This window comes from Saccharopolyspora sp. MMCC62, from assembly GCF_057736575.1.
On sequence record NZ_JBYKCM010000002.1, the window covers coordinates 680,256 to 698,272 of the forward strand.

Here is an 18,017-nt window from a genome sequence, read left to right on the forward strand (position 1 = left end):
GGGTTGAAGGCGTGACAGGTGTCACGCCGCGTGTCATGATAGCGGGTTTGTCGGTGCACCGGTCACCCAGCGGATTGATATCAATCCACGTTCGGGGTCTATCCAGATTCGGACGAACTACGTAGCGTTCGCGCGTCGACAGGAGATAGAGGTCACACGTCGCCGGCGGGTGCGACCTCTCCTACCCAGGAGGACAACCGTGAATTCCACGGGCCAGAGCGACCCCAGCCCCGGCAGCGACTCCGGTCGTGAGCCCGGTCCGGGCCATGACCCCAGCGATGACCCCAGCGCCGATGACTCCAGCGCCACCCCCGGCCCCGTCATCGACGCCGAGACGTGGGCGGCCGCGCAGAGCAGCCCCGAATTCGCCACGCTGCGGCTCCGGCTGCGCAAGTTCGTCTTCCCGGTATCGGCGATCTTCCTCGTCTGGTACCTGATCTACGTCCTGCTCGCCGACTACGCGCACGGGTTCATGAGCATCAAGCTCGTCGGCAACATCAACGTGGGCCTCGTGCTCGGCCTGCTGCAGTTCGTCTCCACCTTCCTCATCACGACGCTCTACGTCCGGTACGCCAACAAGAACCTGGACCCGGTCGCCGAGCAGATCCGCGAACGCGTCGAAGGAGAGCAGCGGTGACCACACTCCAGGCCGCCCATCCGTTCCTCGCGCAGCAGACCGACACCGCGTCCAACCGGTGGCTCAACATCGGCATCTTCGGGCTGTTCGTGCTGGTCACCCTGGTCATCGTGTTCCGCGCGAGCCGGAACACGCGCACCGCGTCGGACTACTACGCGGCGGGCCGGGCGTTCAGCGGGCCGCAGAACGGCATCGCGATCTCCGGCGACTACCTGTCCGCGGCGTCGTTCCTCGGCATCGCCGGGGCCATCGCCGTGTACGGCTACGACGGGTTCCTCTACTCGATCGGTTTCCTCGTCGCCTGGCTGGTGGCGCTGCTGCTGGTCGCGGAGCTGCTGCGGAACACCGGCCGCTACACGATGGCCGACGTGCTCAGCTTCCGGATGCGGGAACGCCCGGTGCGCACGGCCGCCTCGCTGTCCACGCTGGCGGTGTCGTTCTTCTACCTGCTCGCCCAGATGGCCGGTGCCGGTGGGCTCATCGCGCTGCTGCTCGGCATCGAGAGCAAGGCCCAGCAGGCCATCGTGATCGCCGTCGTCGGCGCGCTGATGATCCTGTACGTGCTGGTCGGCGGCATGAAGGGCACCACATGGGTGCAGATCATCAAGGCCGCGCTGCTCATCGCCGGCGCGTTCGTGATGACGCTCTGGGTGCTCGGCCACTACGGCTTCAACCTGTCCGGGCTGCTCGGCGCCGCCGTGGAGCGGGCCGGGACGGGCGGCGAAGAGCTGCTCAACCCGGGCGCGCAGTACGGGGCCAGCGGCACCAGCAGGCTCGACTTCGTCTCGCTGGGCATCGCGCTGGTGCTCGGCACCGCCGGGCTGCCGCACGTGCTGATGCGCTTCTACACGGTGCCGACCGCGAAGGAAGCGCGCCGCTCCGTGGTGTGGGCGATCTGGCTGATCGGGATGTTCTACCTGTTCACGCTGGTGCTCGGGTACGGCGCCGGTGCCATGGTCGGGCCCGAGGCGATCAAGGACGCGCCGGGCGGGGTGAACTCGGCGGCACCGCTGCTGGCGCTGCAGCTGGGCGGGCCGCTGCTGCTCGGGTTCATCTCGGCGGTCGCGTTCGCCACGATCCTCGCCGTCGTCGCCGGTCTCACGATCACCGCTTCCGCGTCGTTCGCGCACGACATCTACGCGAACGTGATCAAGAAGGGGAAGGTCGACGACAAGAACCAGGAGGTCAAGGTCGCGCGGATCACCGCGGTGGTGATCGGCATCGTGTCCATCCTCGGCGGCATCGCGGCGAACGGGCAGAACGTGGCGTTCCTGGTGGCGCTGGCGTTCGCGGTCGCGGCCTCGGCGAACCTGCCGACCCTGCTGTACTCGCTGTTCTGGAAGCGGTTCAACACCACCGGGGCGCTGTGGAGCATCTACGGCGGGCTCGCCGTGACCATCGCGCTGATCGTGTTCTCGCCCGCGGTGAGCGGCAACGAGGAGGCGATGTTCCCCGCGCTGGACTTCGCGTGGTTCCCGCTGAAGAACCCCGGGGTGATCTCGATCCCGGTGTCGTTCCTGCTCGGCTACCTCGGCACCGTGGTCAGCAAGGAGCCGCACAACGCGGCGAAGTACGCGGAGATGGAGGTCCGCTCGCTCACCGGGGCGGGCGCCGAGAAGTCCACGCCGCAGCACTGATCGCCGGAGCACCCGCCGGGCTCCGCGTCACGGAGTGAGCGGACCGTTCGTCCGATGCGAAGGGACGGACGGTCCGCTCGTCCGTTTCCGCGGGAGCGGCCGGTATCTCCGGAGTGAGCGGACCGTTCGTCCGATGAGATCGAACGGACGGTCCGTCCGCGCCGCGACACCTCACGACGGGCCCACGGGGCGCGTGGCAGCATCGGGGTCGTGACTACCCCGATGCAAGTACCCGGTGTGCCGCCCGAGGACCTGCCCGCCGAGCTGCCGGACGCGAAGTCGGTGCTGCTGGACGTGCGGGAGAACGACGAGTGGGCCGCGGGCCACGCGCCCGGCGCGCTGCACATCCCGATGAACGAGGTCCCGCAGCGGCTCGACGAGCTCCCCGAGGCCGACCAGGTCTACGTGGTGTGCCGTTCCGGCGGCCGGTCCGCGCGGGTCACGGCCTACCTGAACGCGAACGGCTGGGACGCGGTGAACGTGGAGCGCGGCATGAACGGCTGGGCGGCTACCGGCCGACCGGTGGTGTCGGACGAGCCCGGCGCCGAACCGATGGTGCTGTGACGACGCCACCGGATCGCCCCGCCCGTTCGGGCCTGCGGGTGGAGTGGGTGGCCACTCCGCCGGGCGGGTTGCGGCCGCGGCGCCGCGCGCGCCCGCAGGCCCGCTACTCGGGTCCTCCGTCGTACCCGGGCGTCCCGCGCTGGGGTTTTCCGCTGCTGGGCTGGCGGTGGCCGTTGGCGCTGCCGACGCAGCGGCAGGTCGATCCGGTGCAGCGGGTGACGTGGTTGTCGGCGATGTCGTGGTCGGCGTTGTGGCTGATGGCGGCGGTGTCCGGCGTGGCCGCGGTGGCCGAGGCGTGGCGGTACGGCCTGCTGCTGATGAGCCGGGGTTCGGCGTTGTCGAAGGTGGCGCTGGACCTGTCGGACACGCTGGTGGTGACCTCGGGCGTGCTGAGCTGGCTGCTCGGGGCGACCAGCGGGGTGTTCGCGGTGCTGTGGCTGGTGTGGGCGCGGCGCGTGTCGGCGCGGGACCTGGAGGTGGTGCCGCGCCGCCCGGAGTGGCAGGTGGTGGCCGGCGTCCTGGTGCCGGGCTGGAACCTGGTGGCGCCGGGCACGGCGCTGGCGGAGCTGGAGCACGGCGTGCTGGTGGCGGCCGGTGCGCGCGAGCCGGGGGAGCGTCCCCGGCCGTCGCGGCTGGTGTCCCGCTGGTGGCTGTCGTGGGCGGTGAGCCTGCTGCTGGGCTGGGCCGCGCTGCTGTGGAGCTTCCGCGGCGGGGTGCAGGCGATGGCGGACGGCGTGGTGCTGCACTTCTGGGCGGACGTGGCGGCGTGCGCGTGCGCGGTGCTGGCGATGCGGGTGATCACGTACGTGACGAGCCTGCTGGTGCCGCTGGACCCGACGCTGCTGGTGCGCCCTCGCGTCGTGGGCGTGCGCGGCGCCCCGAAACCTCCGCGCGCGGCTCGCCCCGCGGACGCCCCCCGCTGACCTGGCAGCAGGCGAACGGCCCACTCCCCCGAACCGCACGAGGTGAGTGGCCCATTCGCCCAGCCGCACTGGGCGGGTGGCCCGTTCACCTGGGTGGAGCTCCGAGGTGAGTGGCCCATTCGCCCAGCCGCACGGCGTGAGTGGCCCGTTCACCTGGCGGGTCTCCGGCGTGGCGGGCTCGCGCGTGCAGCGGTCGGGATAATGCCCGGCATGGGTTCCCCGCAGGTCGTCGCGCACCGCGGTGCGTCGGCGGAACGCGCCGAGCACACCCTCGCCGCCTACCAGGTGGCGCTGGACCAGGGGGCCGATGCGCTGGAGTGCGACGTGCGGGTCACCAGGGACGGGCACCTGGTGTGCGTGCACGACCGCCGCGTCGACCGCACGTCCTCGGGCCGCGGCGTGGTGAGCGAGCTGACGCTGCCCGCGCTGTCCCGCTTCGACTTCGCGCACTGGCACCACGAGCTCCCGGAATCGGCGGACGAGCTGGTGTTCGAGCCGCAGGCGAGCGCGGCCATCGGTGCTTCGCAACGCCGCATCCTGACGTTCGACGACCTGCTGGGCCTGGTGCGCGCGCAGCGCCGCCGGGTCCGGTTGTTCGCGGAGACGAAGCACCCGGTGCGCTACGCGGGCCTGGTGGAGGCGAAGTTGACGGCGGCGCTGGCCCGGCACGGCGTGTCGGCTCCGGCGTACAAGGACGAGTCGCCGGTGGTGATGATGTCGTTCTCGTCGGCGGCGGTGCGCCGTTTCCGCGCGGATGCGCCGAGGGTGCCGACGGTGCTGCTGTTCGACCGGGCGTCGCGCGCGGCGCGGGCGGGGGAGCTGCCGCGCTGGGCGGATCTGGCGGGCCCGAGCATCCGGTTGCTGCGCCGGGATCCGGAGCTGGCGGGCCGGTGGGCGGATCGCGGCCGGGCCACCTACTGCTGGACGGTGGACGATCCGGCGGACGTGGAGCTGTGCCGCCGCGCGGGGGTGCGGTTCGTGGCGACGAACCGGCCGGGTGCGACCCGGCTTCGGTTGTCGGGCGGCTGACCCGGGACGCCGGTCGCGGCGGGGGCTCGATAGCGTCGGTGGGTCTTGTCACAGCTGCGAGGAGGCTTCGAGTGTCGAAGCGTACGGCCACCCCGTCCCAGCGAGCTGAGGGCGCCGTCGGCCCGAGGCAGCCGTGCCCGTGCGGGTCGGGGAAGCGCTACAAGGCGTGCCACGGCAAGGCGGGCGGCGCCACCGATGTGATCGTGACCAGGCCTTTCGAGGGTCTCGCGGCGGAGGGCGATCTGGTCGCGCTGCGCGAGTTCGTGCCTTCGGCGACGGCGAAGCTGCCGCTGCGCTCCGGCGAGGAGGTGACGGTCGCGTCGGTGCTGCCGATGGCGGCCGCCGCGGTCCGGCGCACGGACGGGCGGGCGTTCATCGGCCTCCAGGTGCAGACCCGTTCGGGTGATCTGAGCCGGGACGTGGCTCGCGCGATCGAGTGGGTCTTGCAGGCGGAGCCGGGTCAGTCGCTGCCGGTGGTGGGTCCGGAGCCTGCGCAGGCGGAGGTGCCGACGCGGCTGCAGGACCTGCTCGACCCGGCCGCGGAGCTGGACGTGCAGCTGCACGAGGACTTCTCGTGGTGGCTGCCGGAGGGCACCGAGGCGACCGGCGAGGTCGCGCTGTCCCTGGAGCGGGCGAACGCGGCGATCATGCCGACGGAGCGGTTGACCGCGGAGGGCGCCCGCTCGGCGTACTGGGTGGATCCGGGCGAGAAGGCGCACCTGCGCTGGGTGCGCCCGGAGCCGGAGGAGCAGCTGCTGGCCGCGCTGGCCCGCCTGTCCGCGCGCGGTGAGCTGGCGCTGGACGAGGACAGCCGGTTCGCGGGTTCGTTCCGCGCGCACGGCGTGCTGGTGCCGGTGTGGGACCTGGACCGGGACAAGCACCCGCGGGAGTGGAACGAGCCGGCCGCGGCGCTGGGCCGCCGGTTGGCGGAGGCCTTGGAGTCGCTGGCGGACACGCCGCTGGACGCGACCGAGCGCCGGTCCCGCGACGGCCTGCGCGGCCGCCAGGTCACCTTGCGCTGACGCGATCCGGCCGGGCGCGCGCTAGCCCGTTCGAGTGAAGACGGGCGGTTCCGGCAACCGCGCGCCCCGGCCTCGCGTGTCCTCTCCGCAGCGAAAGCCCGGGGAGGGGAGGCGGCGTGACCGCTCACATGCCTGCCGTGCGCGCCTCGTCGGAGGCGGCGGTGGGTTGGTCGCGCCCGGCAGCACTGCAAGGGGATATGGCGACGGAGGACGATTTCGCGGAGTTCGTGCGCGTCGCCCTGCCGGGGTTGATGCGCTACGGCCACGCGCTGACGGGAAACCCGCACGATGCGGCCGACCTGGTGCAGACGGTGCTGGAGAAGGTCGGCGCCCGCTGGGCGAAGATCCGGCAGCAGTGCGAGGAGCCGCGCGCGTACGTGCGCAAGGCGATGGCGAACGCGCACGTGAGCCGGTGGCGGCGGACTCGCCGGGAGACGTTGCTGGCGGAGTTCCCGGACGTGCCCGCGGTGGAGTCGCCGGACCGGTTGGAGAACGAGCCGCTGTGGCAGGCGCTGCGCGGGTTGCCGCCGCGGCAGCGCGCCGTGGTGGTGCTGCGCTACTACGAGGGCCTGTCGGAGGCGGAGATCGCCGAGACCCTCGGCGTCAGCGCGGGCACGGTGAAGAGTCAGGCGAGCAAGGCGCTGACCTCGTTGCGCCGCAGGCTGGGCCCGGTGTTCGAGGGCGGTGGGGTGTGATGGGCGACCTCGACGACGAGCTGCGCCGGATGTTCGCGGACGACCGGCTGGAGGTGCCGGTCCGCACCGGCGCCGAGTGGTCCCTGGTGGCGGGCGCGCGGCGGCGGCGCAAGCGGCAGACGACGATGGCCGCGGTGGGCGGCGTGCTGGCGATGACGGTGCTGGTCGGCGGTGGCGCGGTGCTGGTGGCGCGGCCCGATCCGGCGCAGCTGCCGCCCGCGGTCCCGCCGGTGGTGGGGTCGTCGGTGCCGTCGCCGGTGGAGACGCCGCTGCCGTTGCCGACGTCGCCGCCGGTGCCCGCGGATCCGGCGCCGGGCGGGGGCTGGGTGCCGCGCTGGTCGCCGCCCGAGCGGGGCGATCCGGCGGAGGACGCCGAGGAGGAGCGGTTGTCGATCCTGCGGGAGGCCACCTCCGAACCGGAGCCCACGTCGTCGGAGCCGTCCGAACCGTCGGAGCCGGACCCGACGTCGTCGGAGCCGACGGAGCCGTCGACCGAACCGTCGTCCGACCCGGGCTGACCGGAACGCGCGACGGCCCCGGGGCTCGGGTGAGCTCCGGGGCCGTCGGCCGCGTGGTGGGTGCGGTCAGCTCAGAGCGCTCCGCCCGCGGCGGGCGGCGCGGTGGGGTCGGAGCCCTCGTCGCCGACGCTTTCGCGGGCGAGGAAGTTCTCCACGTCGAACAGGTTGCCGCCGGAGCGGTCGACGACGGCCAGCAGCGTGGACATCTGCGAGACCTCTTCGACCTGTTCCTTGAGGAACCACTGGAGGAACTGCTCGCCGAGGTAGTCGTCCTCCTCGCGGGCGGCCTTGGCCAGCGTCACGATCTCCTGGGTGACCTCCCGCTCCTGCTCCAGGGCGAGGGCGACGAGTTCGCGGGTCTCGGTGAAGTCGTTGCGGACCTCTTCGATGGACGGGATGGCGACCTTGATGTCGTTGTCCATCAGGTACTGCACGATCATCATGGCGTGGTTGCGCTCTTCGATCGACTGGCGGTAGAAGTGCGCGGCCAGCCGGGGCAGGTCTTCGTTGTCGAACCACACCGCGACCGCGAGGTACTGCTGCGAGGCGGTGAGCTCGTTGCGCACCTGGTCCTGCAGCAGCTGGTGGAATCGGGATTCGCGGGGACGGATCTTCTTTGCGGTGGTGGGCATGGCATGAAGAATACGCTCCAATTGACACCTCGCAATTCGTCAGGTAACCCTTGGAAATGTTCGCCGAACCTTGGTTAAGTTCACTTTGCCTTATTTCGGCAAGGCAATCCTAAGTGGATTCAGCCGGGTCTGGGATAGGTGAACTCGGCGCTCTCGCGCGGGTCGGTGGCGCGCAGTCGGGAGATGATCTCCGCCGTGCCCGCGGCGCCGTCGTGGCTCGTCGAGTACTCGGCTGAACCGTCCGTGACCAGCACGTAGACCTGGCCGGCGCGTTCGTGCGGCTTGGCCCACCGCAGGCCGCAGTCCCACTGCCCGAGGATTCCGGGTTCGGCGTCGAGCGCCGCGGCCACTTCGCGCGCGGTGCGCCGCAGATCGGTCTCCCACGTGCGGTCGGCATGGCATCGCACGATTTCCGCGACGTACTGCCTGGTGCGGAACCGCAGTTCTCGCGGAGGTTCGACGTCCCCGAGGCAGTGCACCGTGAAATCGGTCCACACGATGTGGTCGTAGTCGTTGTTGAACCGGTCGTTCTCGATCCGCGCACTGGCGAATCCGCACCCTTCGACGCCGCAGTCGCAGCGCCACAGCAGCGTCGTCGGCGGTTGGTGCGGCGACTCGGGCGGCAGCAGCGGACTCGTCCTGCCCAGCAGGTCGTCCGGGTCCCGGCCGACGCCCTTCAGCCCCAGCGTCCGCCCGAACAGGTCCTCCCCGTCGACGAGGAACACCAACGCGGGTCCGCTCGCGATCCCCATCTCGGCCTGCTCCACCCGCAGCTCGAACTCGCTGTACGCCGGTTCCTCCAGATGCGCGATGCCGAATCCCATGCCTCCACTCTGGCAGCGGGGGACGGCGCGCACGCCGAATCGCTCGATCCGGTCGCTCACAGGGAGGCGAGGAACGCCGTCCACTGGGATCGGGTGAAGCCGAGCGTGCCGCCGGTGCGGTCCTTGGTGTCGCGCACCGCGACCGCCTGCTCGGCCACGGCGACCTCGACGCAGTGTGAGTTGTTGGCGCTACGGCTGGATTTCCGCCAGCAGAGCGCGTCTTGCGACGTTGTGGCTTCGATCCTGTCCATGGACCTCACTATAGGAGTGGGCTAAAGCTCGTCCGCAGTCTTCTTGATCAGCTTGAGCGACTCTTCCCTGTTCAGCGAGTGTTCCGCCGCAGAGGAAACGGCGATGCTGTACTCGCGCACCGCCAGTTGACTGGAGGTCAAGCGGGTCGAGGTCACGGTCTCTTGCCAGAGCATCGTCGGGAGTTGCCCGCTCGGGAAGTCCAGCAGCAGGAAGGACGAACCGCCGAGGGCGTCACCTCCGGTCGCCTCGAACGGAACGATCCACACTTCGATGTGGTCCTCGTGGTTCTCGATGAGATTCGCCAAGTGGTTCAGCTGGTTCCGCAAAGTGAGTCGACCGCCGATCTGCTGTCGTAGCGACGCTTCGGTCATGATCGTGCGCAGCCGCAGCGGATCGTCGCCGGTGAGTCGCCGTTGGCGCCTCATCCGGCACTCGACCCTGCGATCGGCTTCTGCCAGCCGGACGTTGGGCGTTCCGGACTCGATGATCGCGCGGGCGTAGTCCTCGGTCTGAAGAAGTCCGTTCACCAGGCCGTTGTCGTAGGTGCAGACGCTCTCCGCCCCGTGCTCCAGTCCGAACAGGCGGAGTAATTCGCTGCTGAACAGCGCGCTGTAGCTCGTCCACCAGCCGCGTCGACTGCCTTCGTCGCGGAGATCGCGCAGCTCGTCCTGCTCTTCGGCGGTGAACTCGTAGGCGCCGAGCAGTGCTTCCATCTTGTCGGGGGAGAGGTTCTTCTTGCCCTTCTCCACTTCGGAGAGGAACGCGGGCGTGATGCCGACCCGCTTCGCGCCGTCCGCGCCGGGCAGCCCTTCGGCTTCGCGCTTCTCCCGGACCCGGCGGCCCAGCTCCCAGTTGGCGACGGTCGGTGAGTTCGGTGCCATGCGGAACCACCTCGTAGTCGATCACTCGATCAGGTTCAGGTCGAACAGGTCGCTAGCTAATTCGCTCGCGGATCACTAGCTTCGTGTCAGACGGTGACGATAGACCACTCCGAGTCACCGTCGGCGGCGGCCTCGGCACCGGTACCTCCCCGACCCCGGAGCCGGGGCCGCCGCTCTTCCCGGGTGGGTTCCCGCAGCGATGAGAGGTGATCGGCGTGCTCGGTGGTGCTTCAGGACTCGTCGTCTACTGGCGGCCGATGGGCGGCGCTCGGCACGCGTTCAGCCCGGACCGGCCGCCGCGCGAAGGGGAGTGGCGCGGCGCGCTGTGCGGCGCCGCGGGCGAGCTCACCGAACCGTCCGATGTGGACTGGCTCGACCCGACCTGCCCCGACTGCGGCCACCGGGCCCGAGCCCTGCTCGACCTGCGCCGGAACTCGCGGCCCTAGCGGCGGTTCACAGCTCGCCGCGGGTGATGGGGCAGGACATGCAGCGGGGGCCGCCGCGGCCGGAGCCGAGTTCGGAGCCGCTGATCGGGAGGACTTCGACGCCGGCGTCCTCCAGGCGCGCGTTCGTCTCGGCGTTGCGCTCGTAGGCGACGACGACGCCGGGGGCCAGGGCGAGCGTGTTGTTGCCGTCCTCCCACTGCTCGCGCTCCGCGGTCACCGGGTCCAGGCCGGTGTCGATGACGCGCAGCCGGTCGATGCCCATCGCGTGCGCCGCCGACTCCAGGAACGGTTCCGGTCCGGACACGGACACGCCGTCCTCGTGCGGGCGCAAGGCGTACGCGGTCAGCGAGTCCTGGATCGCCGGGTACATCACCACCGCGTCGGCGGCGACCATCGTGCACACCGTGTCCAGGTGCATCGAGGCGCGCTGCTGGGTGATCGGCACCGCCAGCACGGTGTGCGCCAGGTCGTCGGCGAACATCGAGCGGGCGAACGATTCCGCGCCGGCCGGGGTGGTGCGCTCGCCGACGCCGATCGCGACCACACCCGGCGCCAGCAGCAGCACGTCCCCGCCCTCCACCGGTGCGGAGTGCGCGCCGTACGCGCGGCCGGAGCGGGAGAACCGCGGGTGGTAGGCGTAGATCAGGTCGGTGATCGCCGACTCGCGGCGCCGCGCGGGCATCGCCAGCGCCGCCACCGCCACCCGGTCTCCCACCCACACCGAGGAATCCCGGGTGAACAGCAGGTTCGGCAGCGGGGCCAGCGCGAAGTCGTGCGGCAGGTGCATCCGGCGCACCAGCGAATCGCCTTCCGCGGCGGGGAGTTCCTCGAAGGTCATGCCCGCGATCAGCGCGCCCGCCAGCGCCTTCTCGTCCACTGTGGACAGGTGGGAGCGGAGCACGTCGGCGATGTCGGTGCCGAGCTCCCGCTCGTCCACCGCGCTGTGCACCGCGGCGGCCCGCGCCCGCGGATCCGCGAGGGTCTCCACCAGCAGTTCGTGCAGCAGCACCACCTCGATGCCGCGGGAGCGCAGCACCTCGGCGAACGCGTCGTGCTCGGCCTGCGCGCGGTCCACCCACGGGATCGCGTCGAACAGCAGCTGATCGCTGTTGCGCGGGGTGAGCCGCTTGAGCTCGTCGCCGGGGCGGTGCAGCAGGACGGTGTGCAGCGGGCCTACCTCGCTGCGCACGTGCGGTTCCCTCGCGCGTGGGTTCACGCCGCCGAGCCTAGCCGTCACGTTCGAAAAGAACCCTGTTCCGCCGCCAAAAACATCGGACGTTGCGCGAAATCCACCCCGGAACGCCGGTTCGTTGCACGCCGCCCGCGAAACGGATCACGCGATCGGGAACGGCTCGGCCCGCGGGTCCCGCACCGGGTCAGGGCAGCCAGCCGACCTTCCCGCGCAGGGCCGCGTAGCCGACGAAGGCGACCACGTCGATCAGCGCGTGGCCGAGCACCAGCGGCCACAACCGGTTCGTCCGCTGCCACACCCGGCCGAACACCAGGCCCATCACCACGTTGCCGACGAACCCGCCGAAGCCCTGGTACAGGTGGTAGCTGCCGCGCAGCACCGCCGACGCCCACAGCGAGCGGTTCTCCGACCAGCCCAGCTGCCGCAGCCGGGTCAGCAGGTACGCCACCACCAGCGCCTCTTCGGCGAACGAGTTGCCGAACGCCGACAGCACCAGCACCGGCGCCCGCCACCACGCGTCGTCCAAAGTGGACGGCTGCACGGTGAGGCTCAGTCCCAGCGCGTGCGCCGTCAGGTACAACCCCAGCCCCGGCACCCCGATCAGCGCCGACAGACCCGCGCCGCCCAGCGCGTCCCGCCACGGCCGCGACCGGTCGAGGCCGATCCGCGCCAGCGCGATCCCGCCGCGCCACAGCAGGAAGATCCCCAGCGCGCCCCACGCGAACAACCGCAGCACGTTCAGCAGCTGCTGCGCCAGGTCCAGCAGCCCGGCCTCCGCCTGCGGCGCGTTGATCGCCACCGATTGATCCGCCAGCGACTGCGGCTGGGACAGCGCGTCCAGCAGCGACAGCAGGCTCTGCAGGCCGGACATGCCCAGCGTCACCGCGAACACCACGACCAGCTCCACGCCGATCGCGCGCCGCTGCGCCGGATCGGTGAGCCGGGCCGGTTCCTCGGGGCGGGCCGGGCTCAGCCACTCGCGCAAGGTGCTCACCCGCGGAACCGTACCCGCGCGGCGCGGCGGAACCCGCGCCGCCGCAACGGGATCAGGCCGAGCGCTGCCCCGCCAGGAACGGGCAGCCGACCAGCCGCCGCAGCTCCAGGCCCAGCGACTCCGCGGTCTCCACCGGTTCGGAGAACGCCAGCCGCACGTCGTGGTCCCCGTCCGCCGACTCCACCCGCAGCCGCAGCCCGAACCGGTCCAGGCCCAGCGGGCGGATGTGCCCGCCGCGCAGGTCGTCCGGCAGGTGCCGCGCGAGCATCCCCACCACGTCCCGGTGCGCGCTCTCCAGGTGCCGCAGCCAGCCGTCCTCCAACATGCAGAACGGATCGGGCCGGGCGGCGGTGAACTCGGCGGCGGGCACCGAGCAGGTGCCCTCCGCGTCGGCCAGCACCAGCGACGCCGGTTCCAGCTTGAGCACCGAAGCGCCGTGGCCCGCGTCCAGCAACCTGCTGTCCGGGCGCTGCTCGGCGACCGCCAGCACGTCCTCCCGGGCATCGGTTCCGGTCAGCACGCGCAGCTGGCCGGTCAGCCACAGCAGCCCGCGCACCGATTCGCGCAGCTGCACCGGCGTCGGGTCGGCCACCTCCAGCACCGCCGCGATCTCGGTGCGCGGCGCCTGCCACGCGGTCGCGACCAGCGGGTGGTCGTCGCCGAGCAGCACCGTGGCGGTGCCGTCCGGATGCACGTGGTGCAGCAGCGGTGCGATCCGGGCGGAACTCTCCCCGGAAGGCATCAACGCAGCCCTGCCACCTCGTCTAGCGATCGTCCGGGCCCGCTCCGCCGGGGTCGGCTTGGCCGGGCGACGTGTCGTCCTCTCGCGCACCGCTCACCTCCAACTTAGGTAAGCCTAACCCAGCAGGTCCGCAGGGGAAAGCCGCTGTCCGTCTTACCAGCTGATCGGCGCACCGCGGGGCTGTGCGCGGGAAGTTTCCACCACCGCCCGGGTGTTCTCCCGCGGTCCGGGACGGGTGGCGCCCGCGAAATCGGCGGGGGAGATCGGGTGCGCGGTTCCAGCGGACCGGTGTCGGGACGGTGGCGGGCCGGATCGATCCGCTCACCGGAACGGCCGCAGCGCCACCCCGATCGATACCCCCAAGATCACCCGAGTGGATCAACGAGCCCCGCGAAGGCCGCCACCAGCAGTGATGATCCGCCGGATGCAGGCGGGAAACCGCCGCCGTACGCCCGTACCTCGGCCACCTTTGTTCACCGAACGGCGCGGCATTAGCGTGTCTGCCGTGTCAAGCGCTGTTGAGCTTCGCGCGCCCGGTCCGCGCGGCATCCCGCCACTGTTCGCCCGACTGGTCGACGACGCAGCGCTGTTCCCACCGGGCAGCGCGCAAGTCGACCACGCGGTCAACGCCCACCTCGCCGCCCGGACCGGTGAGTACTCGGGCGTGCTGGGCCCGATGCTGTGCCAGGCCTCCCGGCTGGCCGAGCTCATCACCGAGCTCGCCAAGGCCAAGCCCGCCGAACCCGTCCCGCTGTCGCTGGTCTGCGACACCGGGCTCGGCGGCGTGCCCAAGGCGCTGTCCATCATCGAAGGCCGCCAGGAACTCCTGGCGCTGCGCATGGTCGAGATGCCCGCGCCCTCCGACGTCGACGACGTCTGGCTGGAACGCGTCTCCGAGTTCGTGCCCGAGGACGTCGTCCGCGTCGTCGAACCCCGCCGCAGCCCCGAAGGCTGGCTGGACGGGATCAAGCGCGTCGCCGAGCACGGGTGCTGGCCGAAGCTGCGCACCGGTGGCCCCACCTCCGAATCGGTGCCGCCCGTCGACGTCGTCGCCGACTTCCTCGCCACCGTCAGCACGTTGAGCGTGCCGTTCAAGACCACCGCGGGCATGCAGACCGCCGTCCGCGGCGCCGACCCGGAAACCGGGTTCATGCAGCACGGCTTCCTCAACCTGCTCGTCGCCACCGCCCGCTGCCTGTCCGGCAAGGACGTGCGCGACGCGCTTGAGAGCGCCGACGGCGAGGCCCTGGCCGCCGAGGCCGGTTCGCTGTCCGACGCCGCCGCGACCGCCGTGCGCGACGTGTTCGCCTCCTACGGCGCCTGCTCGCTGACCGACCCGGTGACCGACCTGGAAGGACTGGGGCTGTTGTGACCTGGATCGAGGACCCCGAGTTCGCCGCCGACCGGCCGTTCGGACCGCAGACGCTGCCCTACGGGGTGCTGGTCACCTCGACCGGACCGGTGGTGGCCGTGCGGGTCGGCAAGCACGCCTTGCCGCTGCGCGGCATCGCGGACTCGCTGGGCCCTCGGCTGGCGGACCTGGCCGGTGCGCGCTCGCTCGACCCGCTGCTGGCGGCCGGGCGGGCTCGCTGGCGGGAACTGCGGGAACGGCTCACCGAACTGGTCACCGCCCGCACCGCGCCCGCCGGGGCCGAACTGGTGCGCACCGACTGGCACACGATGGTGCTGCCGTTCACCGTCGCCGACTACGTCGACTTCTACTCCTCGCCGCACCACGCGCGGAACGTGAGCCGCATCCTGCGGCACGGCGCGAGCGAACTGCCGGAGAACTGGACGCACCTGCCCGTCGCCTACCACGGCCGCGCCGGGACCGTCCGCGTCTCCGGCACCGATGTGCCGCGGCCCAGCGGGCAGCGGCGCACCACCGGCGACCGCAACCCGGCGTTCGGGCCCACCCGCAGGCTCGACTTCGAGGCCGAGGTCGGCTTCGTCTGCGGCGGTGAGACCGCGTCCCGGGTGCCGACCGAGGACTTCGCCGAGCACTGCTTCGGCGTGGCGCTGGTCAACGACTGGTCCGCGCGGGACGTGCAGCTGTGGGAATCGCAGCCGCTCGGCCCGTTCCTGGCGAAGTCCTTCGCGACGTCCATCGCCGGCTGGATCACCCCGCTGGAGGCCTTCGAGCACGCGCGCATCCCGGTGGCCGAACCGGACCACGCGCTGCACGACTACCTCACCGAGACCGAGCCGTGGGGCCTGGACCTGTCGCTGGAGGTGCGGTGCAACGACATCGTGCTGTCCCGGCCGCGGTTCGCCGACATGGCCTGGTCCCCGGCGCAGCAGCTCGCGCACCTGACCGTGAACGGGGCGACCGTGCGGCCCGGCGACCTGTTCGCCTCCGGCACCGTCTCCGGGCCCACCAGGGAGGAGCGCGGCTGCCTGTTCGAACTCACCTGGGGCGGCTCCGAACCGATCACGCTGGACGACGGGGAGCAGCGCACCTTCCTCCAGGACGGTGATCGGGTCACACTCGGTGGCACCGCGCCCGGACCGGACGGTTCGGTGATCGGCCTCAGCGAGGTGACGGGCACGGTCCTGTCCGCGACCTGGAGGTGACCGGTGCCCCGAACCCCCGACCCGGCGAGACCACCTGATCCGGCCCCGCCGAGCGCGGCGCACCACCGCGCACCGGCGCGGGGGCCGGTCGCCAAGGAGACCTCGCTGACCCTGGAGCGCGGGCTCAACCTGCTGCAGGCCGTCGCCGAAGCCGACGGCGCCGCCCCCACCATCAGCGACCTCGCCGCGACCGTCGGCGTCAGCCGCGCCGCCGTGTACCGGCTGCTCGGCCCGTTGCAGGACCGCGGGCTGGTGCGCCGGGAGGGCACCCGGGTGCGGCTGGGGCTCGGCGTGCTGCGCGTCGCCGGGCGGGTGCTGCCGCAGCTGCGGTTCGCCGCGACGCCCGCGCTGCACGAGCTCGCCGAGCAGGCGGGCGCCACCGCGCACCTCACCATCGCCGACGGCGGCGAAGCGCAGGCCGTCGCCGTCGCCGAACCGTCCTGGACCACCCACCACGTCGCCTACCGGATCGGCACCCGGCACCCCGTGCAGCGCGGCGCCGCCGGCCGCGCGGTGGACCTGCCCGCCGACGGGCCGCCGTGGGTGATCAGCAGCGGCGAGTTGCAGTGCAACGGCTACGGCATCGCCGCCCCCGTGCTCGGCGTGCCCGCGCTGCGCGCCAGCGTCGGCGTGCTCTCCCTGGAACCGCTGCCCGCCGAGGAGATCGGCCCGCTCGTCGCCGGATCGGCCCGCGCGGTGGCCGACGCCCTCCGCTGAGCAGCGGGAACGGGCCGGTCCCGCTCCGGTGGGGGACGTTCGGCTCGACGGGGGTTCCGATCATGGGATCGGCTTGGTAGAAAAGATCACACCCCGCCCGCGGCGATCCGGGACGAACGTCCTGACCGGAACCGGGACCTCCGTCCTGGGCCGATGGGGACGGCGGCCCCTGCGCCCCGGGTGCCGAGCCCCGGCAGACTGGCCGCGTGGAACTCCTCGACATCGCCCGGTGGCAGTTCGGGATCACGACCGTCTACCACTTCCTGATGGTTCCGCTGACCATCGGACTCTCCCTGCTGGTCGCGGGAATGCAGACGGCGTGGTGGCGCACCGGGAACGAGCGCTACCTGAAGATGACCCGCTTCTGGGGCAAGTTGATGATGATCAACTTCGCGATGGGCGTGGTCACCGGCATCGTCCAGGAGTTCCAGTTCGGCATGGCGTGGAGCGAGTACTCCCGCTTCGTCGGCGACGTGTTCGGCGCGCCCCTCGCGATGGAGGGCATCGTCGCGTTCTTCGTCGAGTCGACCTTCCTCGGCCTGTGGATCTTCGGCTGGGACCGGCTGTCGAAGGGCGTGCACCTCGCCTGCGCCTGGGCGTTCTCGCTGGCCACCGTCGCCTCCGCCTACTTCATCCTCGCCGCGAACTCGTGGATGCAGCACCCGGTCGGCATCGAGGTCGTCGACGGGCGGCCGCGGCTGACCTCGATCTGGGCGGTGATGACCAACAACACCGTGCTCGCCGCGTTCCCGCACACCGTCTTCGGCTGCTTCGCCGTCGCCGGGTCGTTCCTCATCGGCATCGGCGCCTACAAGATCGTGCGGCACCACCGGGACTCGCCGCGCGACGACGAGGACCGGAAGCTCTGGCACACCTCGATGCGGCTCGGTGCCTGGGTCGGCGTGGTCGCCTTCGCCGGGCTCGCGATCTCCGGTGACGTGCAGGGCAAGCTCATGTTCGAGCAGCAGCCGATGAAGATGGCCTCGGCCGAAGCGCTCTGCCACACCGAGGAGCCCGCCAGCTTCTCGATCTTCGCCTACGGCGACGTGGGGCGGCAGAACTGCGAGGACGTCAAGAGCTTCACCGTGCCCTACATCCTCTCGTACCTGGCCAACGGCGACTTCACCAGCGAGGTCAAGGGCGTGCAGGCGCTGGTGCCCGAGTACCAGGCCGCCTACGGCGCGAACTACCCCGACGACCCGCGGCTCGGGCAGTTCGCCGGGCAGCCCATCGACTACGTGCCGAACCTGCCCGCCACCTACTGGGGCTTCCGGTTCATGATCGGGTTCGGCGGGGTCGCCGCGCTCGGCGCCGTCGCCGTCCTCTGGTTCACCCGCGGCGGCCGCTTCCCGAAGGGGCGCTGGTGGGGGCCGCTGGCCGTGGCGAGCATCGCCACCCCGTTCCTCGGCAACGCGTTCGGCTGGATCTTCACCGAGCTCGGCAGGCAGCCGTTCGTCGTCGCCCCCAACCCGAACCCCTCGGGCGTGGACGGGGTGTGGATGTACACCGCGTCGGCCGTGTCCTCCGGGGTGACGCCGGGGGAGATGCTGACCTCGCTGATCGGCCTCACCACCGTGTACGGCGTGCTGGCCTGCGTCGAGATCTTCCTCATCGTCCGCTTCGTCAAGGGCGGCGTGGCCGCGACGATGCCCCACGAACCCTCCGACGACGAATCCGACGACGGCGAGACGCTGTCGTTCGCCTACTGAGCCGAGGAGGGCGGTTTGGCCTTTCATCC

20 protein-coding genes are annotated in these 18,017 nt (G+C 71.6%); 13 read left to right on the forward strand and 7 right to left on the reverse strand.

Annotation, left to right across the window (positions count from 1 at the left end; genetic code table 11):
- Positions 1 to 322 precede the first annotated feature (322 nt).
- The 8 genes from AC29IT_RS07330 to AC29IT_RS07365 all read left to right on the forward strand — a co-directional run bounded on the left by AC29IT_RS07330 (position 323) and on the right by AC29IT_RS07365 (position 7,025).
- The gene (locus tag AC29IT_RS07330; protein WP_358445342.1) at positions 323 to 637 is read left to right on the forward strand and encodes a DUF485 domain-containing protein; all 315 of its coding nucleotides are present in this window, start codon (positions 323 to 325) and stop codon (positions 635 to 637) included.
- Positions 634 to 2,274 carry a solute symporter family protein gene (locus AC29IT_RS07335; protein ID WP_488218212.1) on the forward strand — a complete coding sequence of 547 codons (1,641 nt, stop codon included), beginning with the start codon at positions 634 to 636 and terminating at the stop codon, positions 2,272 to 2,274. The genes AC29IT_RS07330 and AC29IT_RS07335 overlap by 4 nt, the downstream gene beginning before the upstream one ends.
- 222 nt (positions 2,275 to 2,496) lie before the next feature.
- On the forward strand, positions 2,497 to 2,838 hold the full coding sequence (locus AC29IT_RS07340; RefSeq protein ID WP_358445348.1) for a rhodanese-like domain-containing protein: 342 nt from the start codon (positions 2,497 to 2,499) through the stop codon (positions 2,836 to 2,838).
- A gap of 47 nt (positions 2,839 to 2,885) precedes the next feature.
- Complete coding sequence (locus AC29IT_RS07345) at positions 2,886 to 3,761, forward strand: DUF4328 domain-containing protein (protein WP_488218213.1); 876 nt, start codon at positions 2,886 to 2,888, stop codon at positions 3,759 to 3,761.
- A gap of 210 nt (positions 3,762 to 3,971) precedes the next feature.
- Positions 3,972 to 4,790 (forward strand): glycerophosphodiester phosphodiesterase family protein, encoded by an 819-nt coding sequence (locus AC29IT_RS07350; RefSeq protein ID WP_488218214.1) that lies wholly within the window; start codon positions 3,972 to 3,974, stop codon positions 4,788 to 4,790.
- A 71-nt stretch (positions 4,791 to 4,861) separates the two neighbouring features.
- The gene (locus AC29IT_RS07355) at positions 4,862 to 5,812 is read left to right on the forward strand and encodes a DUF5926 family protein (RefSeq protein ID WP_358445300.1); all 951 of its coding nucleotides are present in this window, start codon (positions 4,862 to 4,864) and stop codon (positions 5,810 to 5,812) included.
- Between the two features lie 116 nt (positions 5,813 to 5,928).
- Positions 5,929 to 6,507, forward strand: coding sequence for a SigE family RNA polymerase sigma factor (locus AC29IT_RS07360; RefSeq protein ID WP_488218215.1), 579 nt, complete (start codon positions 5,929 to 5,931; stop codon positions 6,505 to 6,507).
- Complete coding sequence (locus AC29IT_RS07365; RefSeq protein WP_358445305.1) at positions 6,507 to 7,025, forward strand: hypothetical protein; 519 nt, start codon at positions 6,507 to 6,509, stop codon at positions 7,023 to 7,025. The genes AC29IT_RS07360 and AC29IT_RS07365 overlap by 1 nt, the downstream gene beginning before the upstream one ends.
- 71 nt (positions 7,026 to 7,096) lie before the next feature.
- On the opposite strand, the gene AC29IT_RS07370 is transcribed toward AC29IT_RS07365, so the two are convergent.
- The 4 genes from AC29IT_RS07370 to AC29IT_RS07385 all read right to left on the reverse strand — a co-directional run bounded on the left by AC29IT_RS07370 (position 7,097) and on the right by AC29IT_RS07385 (position 9,614).
- Positions 7,097 to 7,657: a ferritin gene (locus AC29IT_RS07370; protein ID WP_358445308.1), complete on the reverse strand. Its 561-nt coding sequence runs from the start codon at positions 7,655 to 7,657 to the stop codon at positions 7,097 to 7,099.
- Positions 7,658 to 7,776: 119 nt separating this feature from the next.
- The gene (locus tag AC29IT_RS07375) at positions 7,777 to 8,481 is read right to left on the reverse strand and encodes a hypothetical protein (protein WP_488218216.1); all 705 of its coding nucleotides are present in this window, start codon (positions 8,479 to 8,481) and stop codon (positions 7,777 to 7,779) included.
- Between the two features lie 56 nt (positions 8,482 to 8,537).
- On the reverse strand, positions 8,538 to 8,732 hold the full coding sequence (locus AC29IT_RS07380) for a DUF397 domain-containing protein (protein ID WP_358445313.1): 195 nt from the start codon (positions 8,730 to 8,732) through the stop codon (positions 8,538 to 8,540).
- A gap of 21 nt (positions 8,733 to 8,753) precedes the next feature.
- On the reverse strand, positions 8,754 to 9,614 hold the full coding sequence (locus AC29IT_RS07385) for a helix-turn-helix domain-containing protein (RefSeq protein WP_358445316.1): 861 nt from the start codon (positions 9,612 to 9,614) through the stop codon (positions 8,754 to 8,756).
- A 215-nt stretch (positions 9,615 to 9,829) separates the two neighbouring features.
- On the opposite strand from AC29IT_RS07385, the gene AC29IT_RS07390 reads away from it, so the two are divergent.
- Entirely contained in the window at positions 9,830 to 10,060 is a 231-nt protein-coding gene (locus AC29IT_RS07390) for an HC3 family zinc finger protein (RefSeq protein ID WP_488218217.1), read from the forward strand.
- A gap of 7 nt (positions 10,061 to 10,067) precedes the next feature.
- On the opposite strand, the gene AC29IT_RS07395 is transcribed toward AC29IT_RS07390, so the two are convergent.
- From AC29IT_RS07395 to AC29IT_RS07405, 3 genes are all read right to left on the reverse strand, one after another.
- Entirely contained in the window at positions 10,068 to 11,249 is a 1,182-nt protein-coding gene (locus AC29IT_RS07395) for an arginine deiminase (RefSeq protein WP_358445322.1), read from the reverse strand.
- Positions 11,250 to 11,436: 187 nt separating this feature from the next.
- Entirely contained in the window at positions 11,437 to 12,246 is an 810-nt protein-coding gene (locus AC29IT_RS07400; protein WP_488218218.1) for a CPBP family intramembrane glutamic endopeptidase, read from the reverse strand.
- Between the two features lie 52 nt (positions 12,247 to 12,298).
- Positions 12,299 to 13,078 carry a DUF2470 domain-containing protein gene (locus AC29IT_RS07405; protein ID WP_488218219.1) on the reverse strand — a complete coding sequence of 260 codons (780 nt, stop codon included), beginning with the start codon at positions 13,076 to 13,078 and terminating at the stop codon, positions 12,299 to 12,301.
- A gap of 415 nt (positions 13,079 to 13,493) precedes the next feature.
- On the opposite strand from AC29IT_RS07405, the gene AC29IT_RS07410 reads away from it, so the two are divergent.
- The 4 genes from AC29IT_RS07410 (at position 13,494) to AC29IT_RS07425 (ending at position 17,988) form a co-directional block, all read left to right on the forward strand.
- The gene (locus AC29IT_RS07410) at positions 13,494 to 14,360 is read left to right on the forward strand and encodes a hypothetical protein (RefSeq protein WP_488218220.1); all 867 of its coding nucleotides are present in this window, start codon (positions 13,494 to 13,496) and stop codon (positions 14,358 to 14,360) included.
- Positions 14,357 to 15,562, forward strand: a complete 1,206-nt coding sequence (locus AC29IT_RS07415; protein ID WP_358445333.1) for a fumarylacetoacetate hydrolase family protein — start codon at positions 14,357 to 14,359, stop codon at positions 15,560 to 15,562. Before AC29IT_RS07410 ends, AC29IT_RS07415 begins: the two co-directional genes overlap by 4 nt.
- A gap of 3 nt (positions 15,563 to 15,565) precedes the next feature.
- Complete coding sequence (locus AC29IT_RS07420; protein WP_488218221.1) at positions 15,566 to 16,279, forward strand: helix-turn-helix domain-containing protein; 714 nt, start codon at positions 15,566 to 15,568, stop codon at positions 16,277 to 16,279.
- A gap of 206 nt (positions 16,280 to 16,485) precedes the next feature.
- The gene (locus AC29IT_RS07425) at positions 16,486 to 17,988 is read left to right on the forward strand and encodes a cytochrome ubiquinol oxidase subunit I (protein WP_488218222.1); all 1,503 of its coding nucleotides are present in this window, start codon (positions 16,486 to 16,488) and stop codon (positions 17,986 to 17,988) included.
- Positions 17,989 to 18,017: the final 29 nt, after the last annotated feature.

Bases quoted from the DNA above. Each gene is read 5' to 3' on its own strand.
- AC29IT_RS07340 (WP_358445348.1), top strand. From the start codon at position 2,497: ATGCAAGTACCCGGTGTGCCGCCCGAGGACCTGCCCGCCGAGCTGCCG.
- AC29IT_RS07350 (WP_488218214.1), top strand. From the start codon at position 3,972: ATGGGTTCCCCGCAGGTCGTCGCGCACCGCGGTGCGTCGGCGGAACGC.
- AC29IT_RS07365 (WP_358445305.1), top strand. From the start codon at position 6,507: ATGGGCGACCTCGACGACGAGCTGCGCCGGATGTTCGCGGACGACCGG.
- AC29IT_RS07370 (WP_358445308.1), bottom strand. From the start codon at position 7,657: ATGCCCACCACCGCAAAGAAGATCCGTCCCCGCGAATCCCGATTCCAC.
- AC29IT_RS07375 (WP_488218216.1), bottom strand. From the start codon at position 8,481: ATGGGATTCGGCATCGCGCATCTGGAGGAACCGGCGTACAGCGAGTTC.
- AC29IT_RS07380 (WP_358445313.1), bottom strand. From the start codon at position 8,732: ATGGACAGGATCGAAGCCACAACGTCGCAAGACGCGCTCTGCTGGCGG.
- AC29IT_RS07385 (WP_358445316.1), bottom strand. From the start codon at position 9,614: ATGGCACCGAACTCACCGACCGTCGCCAACTGGGAGCTGGGCCGCCGG.